Origin of the sequence: Desulfosporosinus lacus DSM 15449 (genome assembly GCF_900129935.1) — a bacterium.
Taxonomy (GTDB): domain Bacteria; phylum Bacillota; class Desulfitobacteriia; order Desulfitobacteriales; family Desulfitobacteriaceae; genus Desulfosporosinus; species Desulfosporosinus lacus.
In genome coordinates this window covers 310,438-329,517 of sequence record NZ_FQXJ01000006.1, presented here as the reverse complement: position 1 = coordinate 329,517, position 19,080 = coordinate 310,438, and the positions used below count along the sequence as shown (strand labels likewise).

The 19,080-nt window shown below is 42.9% G+C and carries 19 protein-coding genes; 17 read left to right on the top strand and 2 right to left on the bottom strand.

The genetic code is table 11. The annotated features are described in order from the left end of the window. Positions 1 to 11: 11 nt before the first annotated feature. The 6 genes from BUB11_RS10485 (at position 12) to BUB11_RS10460 (ending at position 4,730) form a co-directional block, all read left to right on the top strand. Positions 12 to 830, top strand: a complete 819-nt coding sequence (locus tag BUB11_RS10485) for an EFR1 family ferrodoxin (protein WP_073029697.1) — start codon at positions 12 to 14, stop codon at positions 828 to 830. 42 nt (positions 831 to 872) lie between these two features. Further along, entirely contained in the window at positions 873 to 1,268 is a 396-nt protein-coding gene (locus tag BUB11_RS10480; RefSeq protein ID WP_073029696.1) for a PaaI family thioesterase, read from the top strand. A gap of 57 nt (positions 1,269 to 1,325) precedes the next feature. Further along, positions 1,326 to 2,333 (top strand): biotin--[acetyl-CoA-carboxylase] ligase, encoded by a 1,008-nt coding sequence (locus BUB11_RS10475; RefSeq protein WP_073029695.1) that lies wholly within the window; start codon positions 1,326 to 1,328, stop codon positions 2,331 to 2,333. Positions 2,334 to 2,619: 286 nt separating this feature from the next. Continuing rightward, positions 2,620 to 3,066 carry a biotin transporter BioY gene (locus BUB11_RS10470; protein ID WP_242947517.1) on the top strand — a complete coding sequence of 149 codons (447 nt, stop codon included), beginning with the start codon at positions 2,620 to 2,622 and terminating at the stop codon, positions 3,064 to 3,066. A gap of 7 nt (positions 3,067 to 3,073) precedes the next feature. Next, positions 3,074 to 3,958 (top strand): energy-coupling factor transporter ATPase, encoded by an 885-nt coding sequence (locus BUB11_RS10465; protein ID WP_073029693.1) that lies wholly within the window; start codon positions 3,074 to 3,076, stop codon positions 3,956 to 3,958. Next, positions 3,945 to 4,730 carry an energy-coupling factor transporter transmembrane component T family protein gene (locus BUB11_RS10460; RefSeq protein WP_345788575.1) on the top strand — a complete coding sequence of 262 codons (786 nt, stop codon included), beginning with the start codon at positions 3,945 to 3,947 and terminating at the stop codon, positions 4,728 to 4,730. Before BUB11_RS10465 ends, BUB11_RS10460 begins: the two co-directional genes overlap by 14 nt. A 241-nt stretch (positions 4,731 to 4,971) precedes the next feature. Here BUB11_RS10460 and BUB11_RS10455 read toward each other — a convergent pair whose 3' ends face one another. Together BUB11_RS10455 and BUB11_RS10450 are read right to left on the bottom strand one after the other, a co-directional pair. Beyond that, positions 4,972 to 7,074, bottom strand: coding sequence for a sigma-54-dependent Fis family transcriptional regulator (locus BUB11_RS10455; RefSeq protein ID WP_073029691.1), 2,103 nt, complete (start codon positions 7,072 to 7,074; stop codon positions 4,972 to 4,974). A 149-nt stretch (positions 7,075 to 7,223) separates the two neighbouring features. Next, on the bottom strand, positions 7,224 to 8,024 hold the full coding sequence (locus tag BUB11_RS10450; protein WP_073029690.1) for a biotin--[acetyl-CoA-carboxylase] ligase: 801 nt from the start codon (positions 8,022 to 8,024) through the stop codon (positions 7,224 to 7,226). A gap of 493 nt (positions 8,025 to 8,517) precedes the next feature. Here BUB11_RS10450 and BUB11_RS10445 point away from each other — a divergent pair, with 493 nt between their 5' ends. The 11 genes from BUB11_RS10445 to BUB11_RS10400 all read left to right on the top strand — a co-directional run bounded on the left by BUB11_RS10445 (position 8,518) and on the right by BUB11_RS10400 (position 19,077). Further along, positions 8,518 to 9,675 (top strand): acyl-CoA dehydrogenase family protein, encoded by a 1,158-nt coding sequence (locus tag BUB11_RS10445; RefSeq protein WP_073029689.1) that lies wholly within the window; start codon positions 8,518 to 8,520, stop codon positions 9,673 to 9,675. A gap of 169 nt (positions 9,676 to 9,844) precedes the next feature. Beyond that, positions 9,845 to 10,690, top strand: a complete 846-nt coding sequence (locus tag BUB11_RS10440; protein WP_073029688.1) for a 3-hydroxybutyryl-CoA dehydrogenase — start codon at positions 9,845 to 9,847, stop codon at positions 10,688 to 10,690. A gap of 98 nt (positions 10,691 to 10,788) precedes the next feature. Next, positions 10,789 to 11,571 carry a short-chain-enoyl-CoA hydratase gene (locus tag BUB11_RS10435; protein WP_073029687.1) on the top strand — a complete coding sequence of 261 codons (783 nt, stop codon included), beginning with the start codon at positions 10,789 to 10,791 and terminating at the stop codon, positions 11,569 to 11,571. 65 nt (positions 11,572 to 11,636) lie between these two features. Next, complete coding sequence (locus tag BUB11_RS10430; protein WP_073029686.1) at positions 11,637 to 12,815, top strand: acetyl-CoA C-acetyltransferase; 1,179 nt, start codon at positions 11,637 to 11,639, stop codon at positions 12,813 to 12,815. Between the two features lie 480 nt (positions 12,816 to 13,295). Then, positions 13,296 to 13,448 carry a hypothetical protein gene (locus tag BUB11_RS27535; RefSeq protein ID WP_159436928.1) on the top strand — a complete coding sequence of 51 codons (153 nt, stop codon included), beginning with the start codon at positions 13,296 to 13,298 and terminating at the stop codon, positions 13,446 to 13,448. 60 nt (positions 13,449 to 13,508) lie between these two features. Further along, positions 13,509 to 13,646: an oxaloacetate decarboxylase subunit gamma gene (locus BUB11_RS10425; protein ID WP_073029685.1), complete on the top strand. Its 138-nt coding sequence runs from the start codon at positions 13,509 to 13,511 to the stop codon at positions 13,644 to 13,646. 47 nt (positions 13,647 to 13,693) lie between these two features. Beyond that, positions 13,694 to 14,806: a sodium ion-translocating decarboxylase subunit beta gene (locus BUB11_RS10420; RefSeq protein WP_073029684.1), complete on the top strand. Its 1,113-nt coding sequence runs from the start codon at positions 13,694 to 13,696 to the stop codon at positions 14,804 to 14,806. 122 nt (positions 14,807 to 14,928) lie between these two features. Then, complete coding sequence (locus tag BUB11_RS10415) at positions 14,929 to 15,141, top strand: acyl-CoA carboxylase biotin carboxyl carrier protein subunit (RefSeq protein WP_073029683.1); 213 nt, start codon at positions 14,929 to 14,931, stop codon at positions 15,139 to 15,141. Between the two features lie 142 nt (positions 15,142 to 15,283). Continuing rightward, positions 15,284 to 17,068, top strand: coding sequence for an acyl-CoA carboxylase subunit beta (locus BUB11_RS10410; protein ID WP_200797897.1), 1,785 nt, complete (start codon positions 15,284 to 15,286; stop codon positions 17,066 to 17,068). A gap of 138 nt (positions 17,069 to 17,206) precedes the next feature. After that, positions 17,207 to 17,596, top strand: a complete 390-nt coding sequence (locus BUB11_RS10405) for a hypothetical protein (protein WP_073029682.1) — start codon at positions 17,207 to 17,209, stop codon at positions 17,594 to 17,596. A gap of 479 nt (positions 17,597 to 18,075) precedes the next feature. After that, positions 18,076 to 19,077, top strand: coding sequence for a TAXI family TRAP transporter solute-binding subunit (locus BUB11_RS10400; RefSeq protein WP_073029681.1), 1,002 nt, complete (start codon positions 18,076 to 18,078; stop codon positions 19,075 to 19,077). Positions 19,078 to 19,080 lie beyond the last annotated feature (3 nt).

Here is a 19,080-nt window from a genome sequence, read left to right as displayed (position 1 = left end):
GAGGCAGTATTATGAAAAAGAAAACTAATGCGATGTATTTTAGTGCCACAGATACTACTAAAAAAATAGTATCCAGAATTGCAGAGAAAATCTCAGAGAACCTTGACAAGCCAAGTGCGGTAAATGTTATTGATTTTACTCTGCCTGATGTCAGAAAAGAACCAGTGTCTTTTACAAAAGAAGATATCGTTGTTGTAGGAGTTCCGGTATACGCTGGAAGAGTTCCCAATGTATTATTAAAATATTTAAACTCAGTTAAAGGTAATGATGCCTTAGCTATTCCTGTAGTTGTTTACGGAAACAGAAATTATGACGATGCATTAATAGAACTTAGAGATATTCTCGAACTTAACGGTTTTAAGATTGTTGCTGGCGGTGCTTTTATAGGTGAACACTCATTTTCTAAAATGCTTGCCAAAGACAGACCCGATGAAAAAGACATGGACATAGCAAGTGATTTTGCTATTCGAATATATAAAAAAATTACCACTCAAGATAATTTCCAAATTCTTAATGTAAAAGGAAATACCCCTTATAGAAAATATTATATGCCTAAAAATAAAGATGACAGCCCAGTTGATATTAGAAAGGTTACTCCAAAGACAAATAGCAATTGTACTGATTGTAAGCTTTGCGCAGATGTCTGTCCTATGGGTTCCATTGATCGTGAAGATGTCAGTAAATTAAATGGAATTTGCATTAAATGCGGTGCTTGTATAAAAAAATGTCCGTCTCAAGCAAAGTTTTACGATGATGCAGATTATTTAAGACATAAATATGAATTGGAAATTGATTTTGCAGCTCGAAGTGAACCTGAATTATTCGTTTAACTATGGTATACTTTTTAAATAATTATAAGGAGATGATACATAGTGGTTCGAGTCGCCGATCTGGAATCAGGGAACTTTTGGAAACATATTGGCATGACAACCGTTGTTGGAGTTGATGGAATAACTCGAATACAATTAACAGTTAATGAGAACCTGAAACAGTTTTATGGAAATCTTCATGGAGGGGTTATTGCTGCTTTGATTGATTCAGCTATTGCCGTGGCGGTCAATCAACAATTAGACCCGGGAGAAGGTGCTTCTACTGTGGAAATTAAAATAAATTATTTGCGTTCAATCAGTGAAGGAACACTTTGGGCTGAAGGAAAGGTTATTCAAAAAGGCAGAAAGATTGTGGTTGCCCAAGGTGAGATTAAGAATGAAGCTGGTCAAATACTGGCCGTAGGTACCGCGACATTTATGGTCAGGCAAATGGCTTGATAATGAAGGCTTGGCGCTAGCCAAGTTTTCTTTATAAACAAAGGGAGTGTTAAGTGAATGACTCTGCGCGAGGCTGTGTTGCAGGCATTAAAAGAGAAAAAAGGGGAATGGCTTTCAGGAGGAGCTTTGAGTGAAAGCCTGAATGTATCTCGGACGACAGTTTGGAATCAGATCAAGGCCTTGCTAGCTGAGGGTTATGAAGTGGATTCATCCCCGAAAAAGGGATACCGGCTTTGTTCTCCCCCGGATATCCTGTCCCCTGTAGAAGTGGGTCCCGGGCTTACCTGTAAAGTATTTGGTCAAACGGACTATTTATATTACCAAGAACTTGATTCGACCAATAACAGAGCCCGAGTCCTGGCATCTGAGGGATACCCGGAGGGTACTGTAGTAGTGGCGGATATGCAGACAGCCGGACGGGGACGCCGCGGTCGGAGTTGGTACTCGCCAAGCAACCAGGGAATATATATGTCGGTAATTCTGCGACCGGTCTTGCCTTTAAAGGAAATCTCGAGAATTTCCCTCTTAACTGCTGTGGCTGTGGCAGAAACTTTCGAAGAGGAGTTAAACTTGCCAGCCCGCATTAAGTGGCCTAATGACATATTGATAAATGACAAAAAAGTAGCTGGTATACTGTCCGAAGCAGTCACCGACATGGATGGCATTGAATATATCGTGGTCGGTATTGGCATGAATATAAACAACCAGCTTCAGGAATTTCCTGGTGACTTTCGAACTGCCGCCACCTCTGCCCGGGCCGAAGATGCACGCCCAGTTTCCCGGGTCAAGGTGTTGCAGGGCTTGCTGGCACGGCTGGAAAGCCATTATTTAGACTTGCTGGCCGGCAGTTTTGAGGGAACCCTTAAAAAAGGCAAAAGCCTGTCAGTGGCAATCGGACAAGTGCTAAGACTGGATACAATCAACGGCTTTCTGGTGGGTAAGGCCATCGATATCGATGAAAATGGATTTCTCTTGCTCCGAGACCAGTCTGGTATTGTCCATACCATAATTTCTGGGGAAATAACAATCTTGCCTCTCCATCCCGCTGAGGTATTGTCAACCTAAAAACAAACTTTTGGTTGACAATATAATTGGAAGATATTATAATAAATTATTAGATTCACAGTTGCTCAGATACTAAGGACTTGGAAAGAGTTGCAGGGGACTTGTGACAGGGAAAGTTTCCTGTCGCAAGTCCCCTGTCGGTTTCTGGTACTAGCAGCGGAATGCCGCAAAAACTCAAATAGAGGGAGATAAACAGATGGTTAAAAGTAATAATTCCCTACGGCGTATGGTTTACGCTTCCATGTTCGGAGCCTTGACTGCTGCCGGCTCCTTAATAACCATCCCCATGCAGCCGGTGCCCATTACCCTACAGACTCTTTTTACGGGCTTGGCCGGAGTCCTTTTGGGCGGATATGCGGGTGCATTGAGCCAGTTTGTCTACGTACTTTTAGGTGTAATCGGCCTGCCCGTCTTTTCGGGGGGAAAAGCTGGTCTTGGGACGCTGATGGGTCCTACGGGTGGCTACCTGATTGGCTTTATTTTAGCCGCTTACGTTATCGGTAAAATGGTAGAAGCCAAGAAAGAGCCGGGTTTGGCATGGCTAGGTTTGTCCCTGGTCGTAGGCAATCTGGTGATTTATACGCTGGGAGTAGCACAGCTATCCCTAGTAGCTCACTTATCAATACCAAAAGCACTGCTTGCAGGCGTAGTTCCCTTCTTGGTTGGTGACGTGCTCAAGCTGGTCGCGACGGCTTTAATCGGCCTAAAATTACGCAATCAAGTTAAAATCTAGGGGGGCCATGAAAAATATGATCAGGGTTCATAACCTGACTTATGCTTATGAAAAGGGTGACTCACCGGTTCTCAAAGACCTTAATCTACATATAGCTGAAGGCGAGTATATTGCTCTTATCGGCCCCAACGGTTGTGGCAAAACCACCCTCATTCGGCATTTAAATGCCTTACTGATTCCTTCTGCCGGCGAAGTCCAGGTCGATGAGTTAAGTACGCGCAACTCAAAAAGTCTTCTGGAAATTCGGCGCCGGGTAGGGATGGCTTTTCAGAATGCTGATAATCAGATTGTAGGCATGAGTGTAGAAGAAGATGTTGCTTTCGGTCCTGGCAATCTTGGCTTAACGCCAGTTGAGGTGCGCCGGCGAGTGGATGAGGCCCTAACCAGAGTAAGTCTGATCGGGCTGCGAACCCGACCTCCCCATACACTTTCCGGAGGCCAGAAACAACTTTTGGCTTTGGCTGGTCTACTGGCTATGGAACCGAAAATTATTGTACTTGACGAGCCTACCGCTTCGCTGGATCCGGAAAGTAAAAAGAAGGTACTAACCTTACTGCGGAAATTGAACTCCCAGGGGCTGGGTATCATACATGTGACCCACAGCATGGACGAGGCCGCCTTAGCGGACCGGGTGCTGGTGATGGATCAGGGCGAATTGATTGCTGATGGAAGTCCAAGAGACATATTGAGCAGAGTGGAGTGGCTTAAGACGCTGGGCCTGGCCCCACCCCAGATCACCGAGTTGATGTGGCGACTGCAGCAGGGGGGAGAAGATGTAAGTACCACCATTTTTACGGTTGAAGATGCGGTTAAAGAAATAACTGCCCTGCTGGAAAGACTAAGGAGTTCAAGCGATTTCTGTTTTCCTAGAAAGGCGGATGGACATGTATAGGCTTGGGCAATACGTTTATTTAGAATCCCCTGTTCACAGACTGGACCCTCGAGTCAAACTTATAGCAGTGATAGCTCTTAGCATAATAATTCTACACGTGAATCTTATGGGTCTCACAACAGCCAGTGCCATTGCCTTAGCCATCTCGCTGCTTGCTCGTCTATCCTTGGGATCAGTGCTGAAAACTTTGCGCCCGGTACTGCCTTTCTTTTGCTGTCTTTTCTTGCTTTATATATTTTTTACTCCGGGGCGCCCGTTGCCACCGTTTCCTATCGGTCCGATGCAAATCACTTACGAGGGTTTAAACCTTGGGATTTTACAGGTTTGGAAGTTCTTGCTGCTGGTGGCTGCGGCCTCCATTTTGACTATGACTGCCACGCAATCTGAGATTACTATGGGGCTGGAGCGACTCCTGCGGCCCATAAGAGTTGCTGGAATTTCTTCTCATGATGTTGCTATGTTATTATCTTTAGCCTTAAGGTTTATGCCCGCGTTGCTAGACGAAATGAATTGTGTCAGCCAAGCTCAATTGGCTCGAGGCGCGAATTTCAATCCACGACATTTAAGCGGGAAAATTAGAGCGATTCGATATCTGGCAGTCCCTTTAGCGATTAATATTTTTCGTCGTTGTGATGAACTGGTTGACGCCATGGAAGCACGGGGATATCAGCAAGGCCACCGTACCTACCTGCGCGAGCTGGTCTTATCCAGAAGCGATTATTGTTTAATAGGGGCAATCATTATATTATCGATAGCGGTTGTAGCCGGGTAAAATAACAAGAACGTCCCATTTTCAATAGGGACGTTCTTTTATTGTCTAAACGAAAACCACCTGCTATGCAGGTGGTTCCAAAAAGCTTTAGATATGAGTAGAAAAAACTACCTACCATTGTTAAAATAGTGCCAGTTTCGTCAGCCGCACTATAACAAAGGCGGTAGATATCCATTGAGTGCAATTAAGGAATATGCCAGCGACTGCGGCTTGAGGCCAGACAAGTTTTTTTGCGTTTTGGTTAAGATAGATTATACTTGCCCAGTTTTTCATAAAATGCCGATCGGCTCATTTTAAGGAGACGGGCAGCCGCACTCTTGTTGCCCTTTGCTTTTTTCAAAGCCACCAAAAGCATTTCTTTATCAACATCGCTCAATACCGCTCGATAGGAGGAGGGTTCATATGCCTTCTGGCCAAATTGAAAGATCTGGGCAGAGAGGTGTTCTATTCCTATTTCACCCTCCAAAACGTAATTGGCAGCTCGCTCGATGGTATTTTCAAGTTCCCTGATATTGCCGGGCCAAGAGTGAATCAGTAAAGCATCTTTGGCAGCTTGGGTTATGCCGACGACATTAGATCCTAGAATTTCGTTATATTTCTGAATAAAAACCTGAGTTAAAGGCCATATATCTTCGGAACGTTCCCGAAGCGGAGGGAGGTTGAACTGAATGACATTTAGACGATAAAAGAGATCTTCTCGAAAAGCTCCTTTAATTATCGCCTCCCGCAAATCCTTATTTGTGGCGGCAATAATACGAACATCCACTTTTTGAGTCCTGATTCCACCCACTCGCATAAATTCTTTATCCTGCAAAACCTGTAATATCTTAACCTGTATAGAAAGAGGCATATCTCCAATTTCATCAAGGAAAACAGTTCCCTCATGGGCTTGGGTGAAATACCCGGTCTTACCTTTTCGGGAAGCGCCTGTAAAAGAACCCGGGGCGTAGCCAAAGAGTTCGGATTCTAAGAGAGATTCCGGAATGGCGGCACAATTAACTTTAACAAACGGTTGATTTGCTCGGGGACTTGCGGAATGAATGGCATGGGCAAACATGTCTTTACCTACGCCGCTTTCCCCGGTCAAAAGAACCGTTGAACTGCTGCGAGCAATCCGATGGGCATCCTTTTTCATCTTAATAAAGGCCGGATTTTTTGAAACCAGATTATCAAAGCTATTTCCACGCTTTTCGAGTTCATCGCGATAATATTGGACTTGTTGCCTTAATGACAGCCATTTCCGGGCTATTTCTTCAGTGAGTCTATTATCATCAAGATAGACAGTACTGACCACCCCTACGGTCTGAGTCTCATCGTAGATAACCTTGTTAATAGGTATATGAGAAACAATGCAATTTCTGCCGTTAATGCTGCATACTTCTACTTCGGTAATGCCTGTTTTGCTGACCTCGGCGGGAACTCCGCTTGGTAAAAGCTTTTTGATCGGCATTCCAGTCATTGCTTCAGATGTATTTGCAATAAGTCGGCATCCACTTTCATTAACATATTTCACATAACCAGAAATATCTGAAACAAAAACTCCATCAGAGGAAGCATTAAGGACTCCGTCAAGATTCGTCTGCAAGTCTTTAACGATTTCCAGTTCTCGGGCCATTTGTTCCATATCCGATATATCTACAAAAGCAATTTTTGTGCCAATCTGAATATTATCTGCCATAATTGGCATTTGACTAACAATAACGGGGAGATCCTGTATTATCTGCTTTACTCCCCGGCTGCGATTACTAAATAGCTTAAGATCAGGGAGCACATATTCCAGGTGCAAACCCTTGATCGAGGAAGAGATCAGTCCGAACATCTTTTCGGCGACAGGATTGGTCCGCAAAATTTTCCCATTATTATCAATAACGATGATACCTTCATAATTTGCGTTGAATATAGATTCAAGCAGAACGTTTGACGTCATGATCAACTTCTGACTTCCCCGAAGATATTCTGCCGTTCCAATCATTCCAACTGGCGCACCTTGATGATCAACAACAACCACGTAATCAACCAGGCTTTGGCTGGAGCGCACTACCATGGATACTTCATCATAGCATAGGTCACATGATACAGAAATTGGTTCATTAACTATGTAAGGGGTACAAGGATCATCTAAGCTAGAACCATCCAGCAGTGCCTTATATAACCTCTTTTTGGGAAAAACCCCAATCAGCTTATCGTTATTATCAACGACTGGAAGAGTATCCAGCCTGGAATCCTGGTAATATTGGATTACAGTTCGCAGAGAATCATTTGGATGAATAACAATAAACTGTTTGTTCATCATCTGCTTAACGGTTAGCCATGAAGTGTAATTTAAGTTTTCAGGAACCACCATTATGCTATTCTCCTCCCGTTGTTTAACAATACTTAAGCATATGCCAGTCTTTTTTCTGAATAATTAAATTATACTATAAAATTAAGCATTATAAAATGCATTTTCTGCATTATTCCAGCCAAGGTTGTATTTATCTAAATAGAAGACTATTAAAATCTTTTTCTTATACTAACATCTTCAGCGAGGAACTCCTGCAGTGATCCATCAGCCAATCGCACGATTAGTCCTCCTTTTTCACTTATATCTACGGCCAGCCCATGAAGGCAAGAGTCGCCTTTGTTAACGATAACGTTTTCTCCTAATGTAACGTTGTTCTTAATCCACTTGTCGCGGAGATAGGGATGTCCAGCTTTTACAAAGCCCTGGATATGTTCATCCCAGCTAATAATAAACTGTCTAAGTAGCTTGACGCGGGAGACGTTTTCACCCAGTTCTAAGCTTAGTGAAGTGCTGGTTTTCTGACAATCCGAGGGGAGATGATGGATTCCTAAGTTAACATTTATACCTAAGCCGATGATTATATACTCGAAGTTAGATTTGGAAAAACTGCTCTCCGCAAGTATGCCGCAGACTTTTTTATCGTTTATGAAGATGTCGTTAGGCCATTTGATTCCAGCCGCGCAGCCAGTAACTATTTTTATGGTTTCGGCAACAACCACTGCGGTTAAAAGGGTAAGCTGAGGCACAAATTGCACGCTGATTTGAGGTCTTAAGATCATGGACAACAAAAGCCCCTTACCGGGTGGGCAATGCCACTGGCGTTGCATCCTGCCACGGCCGGCGGATTGGGACCTGCTCATCACTATGATGCCCTCGGCAGCTCCGGATACAGCCATTTGTCTTGCGACACTGTTGGTTGAAGTTAGCTCTCGAAATAAATATATTTCCTTGCCTAGCAGGCTAATGTGCTTATGAGGTAAGCAAGCCTCTTCAAAAGACCTGTGTTCCATAAAAAATCTAAATCCCCCTTCATAGATCAAGAATAATTGAAATTAAAATATCACTTTAATGTGCTTGCCGTCAAATAGTTAAGTTTGTAACAACGATGCAAATGTGTTCGTAAAACCGGAAACTGTCCGCCTAACCATACAATTTAAAGAACAGGTTTTGGGTGTGTTGAAGTTAACAATAAGATTAAATATTAAAATTTTGCGGACGGACAGGGGGATTCCCCCCACAGCTATACAAGTAAATCATAGTTGGCATAATTATTGCAATATTCATACAAAGATAGGAACTGCAATTGTATTGCCTCATCATTGGAAAGCAGTGGCGCAGGTAACTTTATGAAATGTTTTAAAACCTTAGACTTTCGGCAAAAGCACATTAACAAATAGGCGGAGGTGAGATAGGAGCTAAATATTCTTGTGATTTAAATTCCTGCGTTACGTCTGAAAGCAAATTCTAAAGTGTAATAATAAATTACAACGGGGAGTGGAAATTATGGATTTTGGATTAACTGAAGATCAGCAAATGATACAAGATATGGCTCGAAATTTTGCTCAAAAGGAACTGGCTCCTTTTATCGAAGAGGATGAAGAAAACCACTATTACCGCAGAGAAATTCTGAGTAAATTGGGCGATTTGGGGATGTTGGGTTGGAGTATACCTGAGGAGTACGGCGGAAATGGCATGGGTTGGATGGAAGGCGTTCTGGCTCTGTATGAAATAGCCAAGGTTCATACCTCTTGGAGACTGGCAATCAGCGGCAATTGCTGGGGTCCGGCTATGACGATAAATCAGTATGGTACAGAAGAGCAAAAGCAAAAGTATATTCCGGGGCTGGTAGATGGTTCATTTGTAGGGAGTTTTGCTATAACCGAAGCCAATACTGGTTCCGATGTGGCTAGTATGAAGACCTTTGCCGAAGACAAAGGAGACCATTGGTTAGTGAATGGTTCAAAAATGTGGATTTCCGGAGGACATACTTCTGATGTCGGGCTTCTCTATGCCGTTACTGAAAAGGGCGCGGGTGTTAAAGGATTATCATGTTTTATCGTTGATTACAATAAAACTCCTGGCATTACCAGAATTCCAATTCTCTCGAAGGTGGGAATGTGGCCTGCACCAACCTCTGAACTGGTGTTTGAAAACGCTGTGATTCCGAAGGAAAACCTTTTAGGTCCGCTAAATAAAGGCTTTTTAATATGCATGTGGATGTTGAACAACACTCGCATGGGTTGCGCCACTGGTTCAGCAGCGCTTGCAGCAGCTTGCTTGGAAGGTGCAGTTCAATATGCTAATGAGCGTACTCAGTTTGGTCAACCCATTGGAAAGTTTCAAATGATCCAAGCACAACTTGCGGAAATGAAACTAGAAGATGAAGCAGCTAAATACCTCGTTTATCATGCTGCCTGGTTAAAGGATAATAATTTGCCCAGCCAGCAAGCAACTTCCATGGCTAAGCTGTACGGTTGTATTGCAGCCGTTCATGGTGCTAACATGGCCATGAAAATTTATGGCTCCTATGGTTATTCAACTGAATATCCTTGTGGCAGATGGCTCCGCGACGCTAAGCAGTTTGAAACGCTGGAAGGGACTTCCAACATTCATATGCAGATTATCGCGGGCATCGAACTAGGTTACCAACCCAATCGGTAAGTCCGCTAATAGAAACCACAGCTAGCGAAGATCGATTTCAAGCCCTTGCAGAGCAAGGGCTTGAGGCATTAAACTATAATCTGTAGTCCTGAATGAGTTAGCAATTATTGAAAGCCAAAGATGAGTACTTGGATCAGGACTTGGAACAAATGAAAGTGGAGGGGCAAGTATGAAAACAATCATGGTTATAGGGGCTGGACAAATGGGGGGCGGAATCGCTCAAGTTGCTGCCCAAGCAGGCTACTCTGTTATTTTAAATGACATTAAGGATGAATTTGTTGAACGGGGTCTCGGCATCATCCAGAAAAACCTTAGTCGCAGTGTTGAAAAAGGAAAACTTACTGCTGCAGATAAAGAGGTTATGATTGGTCTTATTACTAAATCAACCTCTCTGCAAGATGCGGTAGCTGCTGACTTAGTTATCGAAGCCGCTGTGGAAAATATGGCCATTAAAGCCCAAGTGTTTTCTCAGCTTGACGTCATTTGCCCTGAACACACGATACTTTCGACCAATACATCCTCATTACCCATCACAGAGATAGCAGCCTTTACCAAACGTCCGGATCGAGTGATTGGAATGCACTTTATGAACCCGGTTCCGGTTATGAAGCTCGTCGAAGTTATTCGTGGCTTGGCCACCAGCGACGAAGTTTATAAAACGATAGAAACCTTAAGTGAGAAAATGGGCAAAACACCAGTGGAAGTCAACGATGCCCCCGGATTTGTTGCCAACCGGGTCCTAATCCCCATGCTCAATGAAGCTGTCTGTACACTTAATGAGGGCATAGCTTCGGTGGAAGCAATTGACAATGTTATGAAGTTAGGGATGAATCACCCCATGGGTCCATTAGCGTTAGCAGATCTAATTGGACTGGATACCGTCTTATCCATTATGGAAGTTCTGCATGAAGGGCTAGGGGATAAATATCGCCCCTGCCCGTTACTTCGTAAGTACGTCAAAGCCGGCTGGCTTGGACGGAAATCCGGTCGAGGTTTTTATAACTACCAGGCTTAGTTATAAGTTCAATATCTTGTTTTAATGTTTAGTGGAAGATCTCCCTGGATCAAATGATATTAAGTTAGTGAAACTTAGTATAACGAGGAGGACAAACCATGGAGTATAATAATCTTATCTTAAAACAAAACGGTGCTGTCGCCATTTTAACTATTAACCGGCCTAAAGCCTTAAATGCCTTGAATGCAGACACACTAATGGAACTCTCTTTTGTGCTTGATGGGCTAGAGAAGAATTCCAGTGTCAAAGTGGTGATACTCACAGGCAGTGGAGAGAAGGCCTTTGTTGCGGGGGCAGACATAGCTCAGATGAAAGAGCTTAACGCTTTAGAAGGCCGACGGTTCGCTCAATTAGGGCAAACAACTTTTCGTAAGCTTGAACTTCTGTCTCAACCAGTAATCGCCGCAGTTAATGGATTCGCCTTGGGAGGTGGATGCGAGTTAGCCATGGCCTGTGATATCCGTTTAGCGAGTGAAACCGCAAAATTTGGTCAACCAGAAGTAACTCTGGGAATCACGGCCGGATTTGCAGGCACTCAGCGTTTACCTCGCCTTGTCGGTTCCGGACGGGCTAGCGAATTGCTATTTACAGGGGACATCATTGACGCCCAAGAAGCTTATCGCATCGGCTTGGTAAATCATGTCTATCCATTAGAAACCCTTATAGAAGAAGCCCTAAAGCTTGCCAACCGTATTGCTGGGCGTGCTCCCGCAGCAGTACAGCTAAGTAAAAGCGCCATCCAGCGTGGAAAGAACATAGATATTGACAGCGGACAAGCCTACGAAGCAGAGGTTTTCGGCCTCACCTTCAGCACAATCGATCAAAAAGAGGGTTGCTCAGCCTTTTTAGAGCGGCGTAAACCAGATTTTAAAGGGTGTTAATAACCTTTTCTAGGTAATTGAGAATGTCTAACTCGAGTCGAACATTATGAAGGAGTTGATTATAAATGAGAGAAGTTGTTATCGTAAGTGCTGTTCGGACACCTGTGGGTTCTTTTTTAGGCGCCTTAGGGCAGATCTCGGCAGCTGATTTAGGTGCAATTGCTATTAGGGAAGCGATGAAAAGAGCCGGTATTACAGCTGATCAGGTTGATGAGGTTATTATGGGTAACGTGTTGCAAGGCGGGCTAGGACAAAATCCCGCTCGCCAAGCGTCTATTAAAGCTGGAATTCCACAGGAGGTTCCTTCATGGACACTTAATAAAGTATGCGGATCCGGAATTAAATCTGTTGTTTGTGCTGCCCAGGCCATTATCTCCGAGGACGCTGATATTGTTATTGCAGGCGGGATGGAGAGCATGTCCTTAGCGCCTTATGCGCTTCCCAAAGCACGTACAGGGTATCGGATGGGTAATAGCAGCTTTATTGATACTATGATTATTGATGGATTAACTGATGCCATGAACAATATTCATATGGGCTTAACGGCTGAAAACATAGCAGAACAGTTTAGTATTTCTCGAGATGAACAAGATCACTATGCGGTCTCCAGTCAAAATCGTGCCGAGGAGGCTATTAAAGCCGGGAAATTTGAAGAGGAAATTGTATCCGTGTCCATTCCGCAACGCAAAGGAGATCCCCTCGTTATCTCCCAGGACGAATTTCCACGTTTTGGTGCAACCTATGAAGCTCTTGCCAAACTAAAAGGCGCTTTCAAAAAGGAGGGAACCGTCACTGCAGGGAATGCTTCGGGGATCAATGACGGGGCTGCTGCTGTCGTCGTTATGGCTAAGGAGAAGGCAGTGGAACTGGGCTTAACCCCTCTTGCGACCATCGCATCATGGGGTTCAGCAGGTGTAGATCCCTTAATTATGGGAACTGGGCCTATTCCGGCTAGCCGTAAGGCATTAGAAAAAGCGGGACTGAAAATTGAAGATATTGATCTTGTGGAGGCTAATGAAGCATTTGCTTCTCAAACTTTAAGAGTTGCTAAAGAGTTACAGCTTGATATGGCGAAAACGAATGTAAACGGTGGAGCAATTGCTATCGGTCATCCTGTGGGTGCTTCTGGAACTCGTATTCTAGTAACACTGTTGTACGAAATGAAACGTAAAAATGCCCGTCGTGGATTAGCCACATTGTGTATTGGTGGAGGTCAAGGGATCGCCATGATTGTAGAACGTTAAAAGACCTGTGCATTGTCCTTTATTGATTGCAGGAGATGTGTCCTGAAAACACAACAGTTGAAGAAATTACATCTTTAAAATGGGCATGCCGCGCTAAAAGCGGAAGATTGATTTGGCTATTAATCAAATATACGGAGCTAGAATCATTTGCCGTTACAGTTTTTGTGAGAGTAGTCCTAAAAGAGCATCCTGATCAGGATGCTCTTTTTTCTTATGATTAAATAACAATCAGTTTTTACTAAGTATCTTGCAGATAAAGAGTAAACAAAATAATCTGATAAATTGGCACGTATATTGCATTACACATTAAGAGGATCTTATAAATAATATTTGAACTAATGATTGATTAGGTGGTGAAGCCTGAACAAAACTGTCAAGAACTGCTCCAATTGGCCGTAAGAAGACAGGTTGCCTGATGTCGGACCCCAAGTCGTGGCCACTGAGCTTAGGAATTATGCGTTTTGACAAAAGGGCTAAGGTATGTATTTAGCTGAAGGAATTACCCAGCGGCAGATTCGAGAAAATATTGGTTTTGAAATGGATGTAAGCAGAGGTGAGGAAGCTGAACCTCCCAGTCAGGAGATTCTCGATATTCTCTTAAATAAAGTAGATCCCCAGCGCTTAATGGTTTAAAGATATGCCCTGCTAAAAGGCCTAATGACGTTTAATTAATGCAGGAAAGGGGGGGAGTATATGTCATTGCCGCTAACTACTTTTATCTCAGGAATATCTGGAGTATTTATAGTTATGACATTTTTACTGATAATGATTAAATTAAGCTCTAAACTTGCAATAGCCTTAGAGAAGAAACAGGAAAAACAGGAATCATAAGTGCAATGATGCTAACAAGTTAATTAGTCAGAAAGGAGTTTGGAAAAATGGAGTTATTACAAGGCATGTGGACGTCCATGGCTTTTGACAACCTCTACTGGGGTAATTTTGTCATGTGGACCATTGCGTTAACATTTGTTTATCTCGCTATTAAGAAGGGTTTTGAACCCCTGCTGTTATTACCAATAGCCTTTGGTATCCTTTTAGTTAATCTTCCCTCAGAAATCATGACACCCGGGGAAGGACTGCTTTGGCGTTTTTACCATTATGGCGAGGAGTGGGCTATAATTCCTCCCCTCATCTTCCTGGGCATTGGCGCCATGACCGATTTTGGTCCGGTTATTGCCAATCCCAAGACTCTGCTGTTGGGTGCAGGTGCTCAGGGCGGGGTGTATGTTACCTTCTTTGGAGCTTTGGCATTGGGCTTCGATATTAACCAGGCGGCTGTCATCGGAATTATTGGAGGTGCGGACGGCCCGACCACTATTTTTCTAGCATCTAAACTGGCTCCGGAAATGATGGGTATATGTGCGGTGGCTGCTTACTCCTACATGGCTCTTGTACCGGTTATCCAACCACCGGTGATGAAATTACTTACCACTGAAGCGCAAAGAAAGATCCGCATGAAATCCTTACGCAAGGTATCCAAACTGGAAAAAATATTCTTCCCTATTATTACGGTTATAGTTATTACCCTTGTTGTACCAGATGCTGCTGCCCTGATGGGTATGTTCTGTTTCGGTAATCTTTTGAGAGAATCCGGGGTGGTAGATCGTCTGAGTCTTACGGCTCAAAATGAATTGATGAATATTGTTACCATATTCTTAGGCATATCAGTTGGGGCAACTATGCCGGCAGAGGTGTTTTTGAGTCCTAAGGTTTTGGGTGTATTTGCGCTGGGTTCGATAGCATTTGCTTCTGCTACTGCCACCGGTATAGGGTTGGCACATCTAATGAATTTATTCCTAAAAGAAAAGATCAATCCATTAATTGGGGCTGCTGGTGTTTCAGCTGTTCCGATGGCAGCTCGGGTAGCTCATAAAGTAGGTTCAGAAGCAGATAAGAAAAACTATCTTTTAATGCATGCCATGGGTCCTAACGTAGCCGGTGTTATTGGTACTGCGGTGGCAGCAGGCATGTTCATCAGTGTATTAAAGTAAACTAATATTTGTTCCTGAGGTTAAGGAGATTATCCGACCAACAGCACAATATAAACCGGATTAGGATTAATCCTTAACTTTAGTATAAAGAGAAAAAAGATTTTAAAGGAGGAAAATTTATAATGGCAAACATTGAATGCCCGATGTCAGGTAAAGTTTGGAAGATCCTTGTTAAGGTGGGAGACACTGTTGCTGAAGATGATGAAGTAATCATTCTCGAAGCTCTGAAAATGGAAAATCCTATATATGCACCCGAAGATGGCGTTGTAAAAGAAATCAGCGTTAAAGAAGGCCAGCAAGTCACTGAAGGTGATGTACTAGTTGTATTGGAATAGTCCTTTTAGATAATTAGGTGCAAAGATTGGAAGTTGAATGATTATTCAGCTTCCTCTAGCTGTATATCTAAATGAGATTTAGAGTGATCGCTTATGCGCGCTTATTTAAGCAGTACTTTGTACTTGAAAGGAGTGTTAATTAGTGAGTGAATTCGGATATTCTATGCCTAGATATTTTGCGAAAATGAATGATCTGGGGACTGTATTAAAAAAGGTAAATACGAAAAATGCCGAAGAACTGTTAACAGTTGAAGCTGAAATTGATGCAGAAGTTGATCGGATTAAAGGCGGTGGAAAACCTAGCGATAAAATAAATGCCGGTGGAGAATGGACTGCATGGCAGCGTATCGACTATTTGGTCGAACCAGGTACATGGTGCCCGTTGCATACTATTTACGACCCTACCGCTAACGAAGAGGGTACTACTGGGGTTATCGATGGAATTGGAAAAGTTAACGGCAAATGGGTAGTGGTTATTGCCTCGGATAATAAGTATTTGGCTGGTGCTTGGATTCCGGGACAGGCTGATAATATTACTCGAGTAACTGATATAGCAAAGAGAATGAACCTGCCATTAGTTTGGATTTTGAACTGCAGTGGTGTTAAGCTGAGTAATCAAGAAGAAGTATACGCAAATCGTATTGGTGGTGGAACTCCGTTCTACAGACATAATGAACTGGAGCAGTTGGGTCTGCCGATAATAGTAGGTATCTACGGCACTAATCCAGCTGGTGGCGGATATCATAGCATCAGCCCCACCATTTTGATTGCTCATAAAAAAGCTAACATGGCTGTTGGCGGTGCTGGCATAGTGGGCGGTATGAGTCCGAAGGGTTATGTGGATGAAGAATCTGCTCAGGCATTAATTGATGCTACCCGCGAATTTAAATCCACTCCTCCAGGAAGAGTTGAAATTCATCATGGTGTAACTGGTTTCTTCCGTGAAGTCGCTGATAGTGAAGAAGGCGTTTTGGACGCTATTAAAAAGTATGTAGGGGCTTTACCTGCTTATAAGCCTGAATTCTTCAGAGTTGCTGATCCAGCCGAACCTAAATTCTCCGGTGAAGATCTCCGCAGTATAGTTCCTGCTAATCAGAGGAGAGGCTACGATATATATGAAGTATTAGCTAGGCTCTTTGATAACAGCGAGCATATGGAATATAAGCCTGACTATGGTCTGGAAATGTATACCGGCATAGCCAAAATCGATGGTTTGCTTTGCGGTTTCGTTGCTAATAAACAAGGCGTATTGAAGAATTATCCGGAATATACTAAAGAGTATATAGGCATTGGAGGTAAACTCTATCATCAGGGTCTGATCAAGATGAGCGAATTTGTTACTCTCTGTAATCGCGACAAACTGCCGATAGTCTGGATTCAGGATACAACGGGAATTGATGTTGGTGATATAGCAGAGTCAGCAGAATTGTTAGGCCTGGGACAGTCTCTGATTTATTCTATCCAAAACACTGATATTCCTCAGATGGAAATTACCCTCAGAAAGGGTACCGCTGCTGCTCACTATGTATTAGGTGGACCTCAGGGTGCTAAAACTAATGCATTTAGTATTGGAACTGCAGCAACAGAGATCAATGTAATGCATGGGGAAACTGCTGCGGCAGCTATGTATTCCCGCAGATTAGTTAAAGATCAGGATAGTGGTAAATCTCTGGATGGTACCATTGCCAAGATGAATGACCTGATTAAGGCGTACGCTGAAAAATCCAGACCGGCATACTGTGCTAAGAAAGGCTTCGTTGATGAAATTGTTAAGATGCCAGAATTGCGTAACTATATTAAGGCATTTGTCGGGGGAGTATATCAAAATCCAAAATCTATATGCCCGGTACATCAGTTGATTACTCCTAGAGCCATTAAAGACCATATGGACGTATATGTAAATAAAAGTACGGTAAGGGATAATTGATTTTTTAAAAGTATAAATAAGCGAGCTGGTATAATAAAGCCGCTTTATTTACATGCAAAATCTGATTCAAAGGACTAAAGGGCAGAGACATTTCAACCACGTGCCGCAGGATTTCTGGCGAAAGAGGAGTTGTTGGATATGTACAAGGTTACAAGTAAAGAACTGAATTGCAGAGCCTGTGGCAAGACTGTCCTGGAAAATGCTTATCATTGTCCGAACTGTGGCGTTGGAGCTCCAGGAATATATAGCAGATGTCCTAAATGTAAGTCGGAAAATTATATCTATCATAAATATGGCTATGCGATTATCCGAGCTCTATTAGCCACCTGTGTTTGTGGCCCACTCGGTCCGGTCTTTGGATTTGTGGGTTACAATAGAACCGAATGTATTTGTCTTACCTGTAATCAGGGATGGTTTCCATTTTTAGAAGATGAACAGCTCGGACCCTTTAACACCTTTGTCGGAGAAGAAGGTAAAATGAGCAGAAGATTTAAGAAAAAAACCACTAGAACCTCTGTTCAATTATAGAAAGATCTGTTGCAGCATGCACTCACCCTTTATGAGAATGTTTTTTGGGTAGCAAGGGTTAAATATTTAATGAGACGATAAAGAAACCTTAAGAGATCAAATGAGGACGTAATGAAGTTAGCGAAGAGCGATTTCATACGTCCTCATTGATTTACATGCTATGACTATATCGTTTTATTGAGATTATTTCTCCCACCAAGATATGGAGAAACTTGAACTCGATTTACACAATGAAAATTAATAGTCAAATTACAATGAAAATTTAGAAATTTCAAATAAAGTGTATAGACTTTGAAAAGGATGGTGTGATATAATTTTTATAGGAACATTGTTCCTATAATAGGAACAGGTAATTAAATGTTGTGGAAATGATACCGTATATCGGTATCGTGATAAATCAGAGGAAGGAGTTGAGAAAAACTAGGTTTACTTATCCAAAATTAAAGAGGAAAAAATTATTGGAGGAGGGCGAATCTAAAATGCACAAAAAACTGGCGTTAATTATGGTAATCATTATAACTTTGGCTCTGACGGGGTGTGGAAGTACCAGTTCTACTAGCGAAGGTCAAACTACCGGAAAGATTCAAAAAGTAAACATTGCTACGGGGACGACTTCGGGTGCTTATTACCCAATAGGAAATGCCTTGGCTAAAATTTGGTCGGACAAGGTTCCGGGCGTTAAAGCTTCGGCCCAGTCAACCGAGGCAAGCGCGGCTAATATGAATTTCTTGCAACAAAAGGAAGCCGAAGTGGCTTTTACTATGGCCAATGTGGCTGTGTACGCTTATGAAGGCCAGGATACATTTCAGGGACGGCCCAACAAGGAGCTGCGCGGTATGACGTTCTTATATCCTAATGTGACTCAAATTGTCGTACGCAAGGATTCCGGAATCAACTCGCTCAAGGATCTTCAAGGAAAGAGATTTGCCCCAGGGGCCACTGGGAGCGGAACGGTAACCAATTCTAAAGAAGTCTTGGGTGCCTACGGGCTAAATTTCTGGGAGAAGGATAAGAGTAATGTGAAAGCGGATTACGTCGGATTTACTGAGGCAAGTGAATTATTAAAAAATAAGCAAGTCGATGCCGCTAACTTCTCAGGTGCCATGCCCTTAGCGGCGATTATGGATGTCTCTAACTCGATTGACATAAAGCTGATTTCTCTTGAACCAGAAATGATAAAAGAAATAATCACCCAATATCCCTTCTATTATGAGGTTGTCATTCCTAAGGGAACCTATAAGGGGCAGGAGGAAGATGTACACACCGTAGCCTTAGCCAATCTACTACTTACCCGGGCCGATCTCAGCGAAGATTTAGTCTATAATCTTACGAAAGGTATTTATGAAAACTTGCCGGATCTGTTGAATGCCCACTCTATCACTAAGAACATTAAGAAAGAAGATTCCAGTAAAGGGATGGGTCCTCTGCCCTTGCATCCTGGTTCCATTAAGTACTTCAAGGAAATCGGAATAATGAAGTAAGGA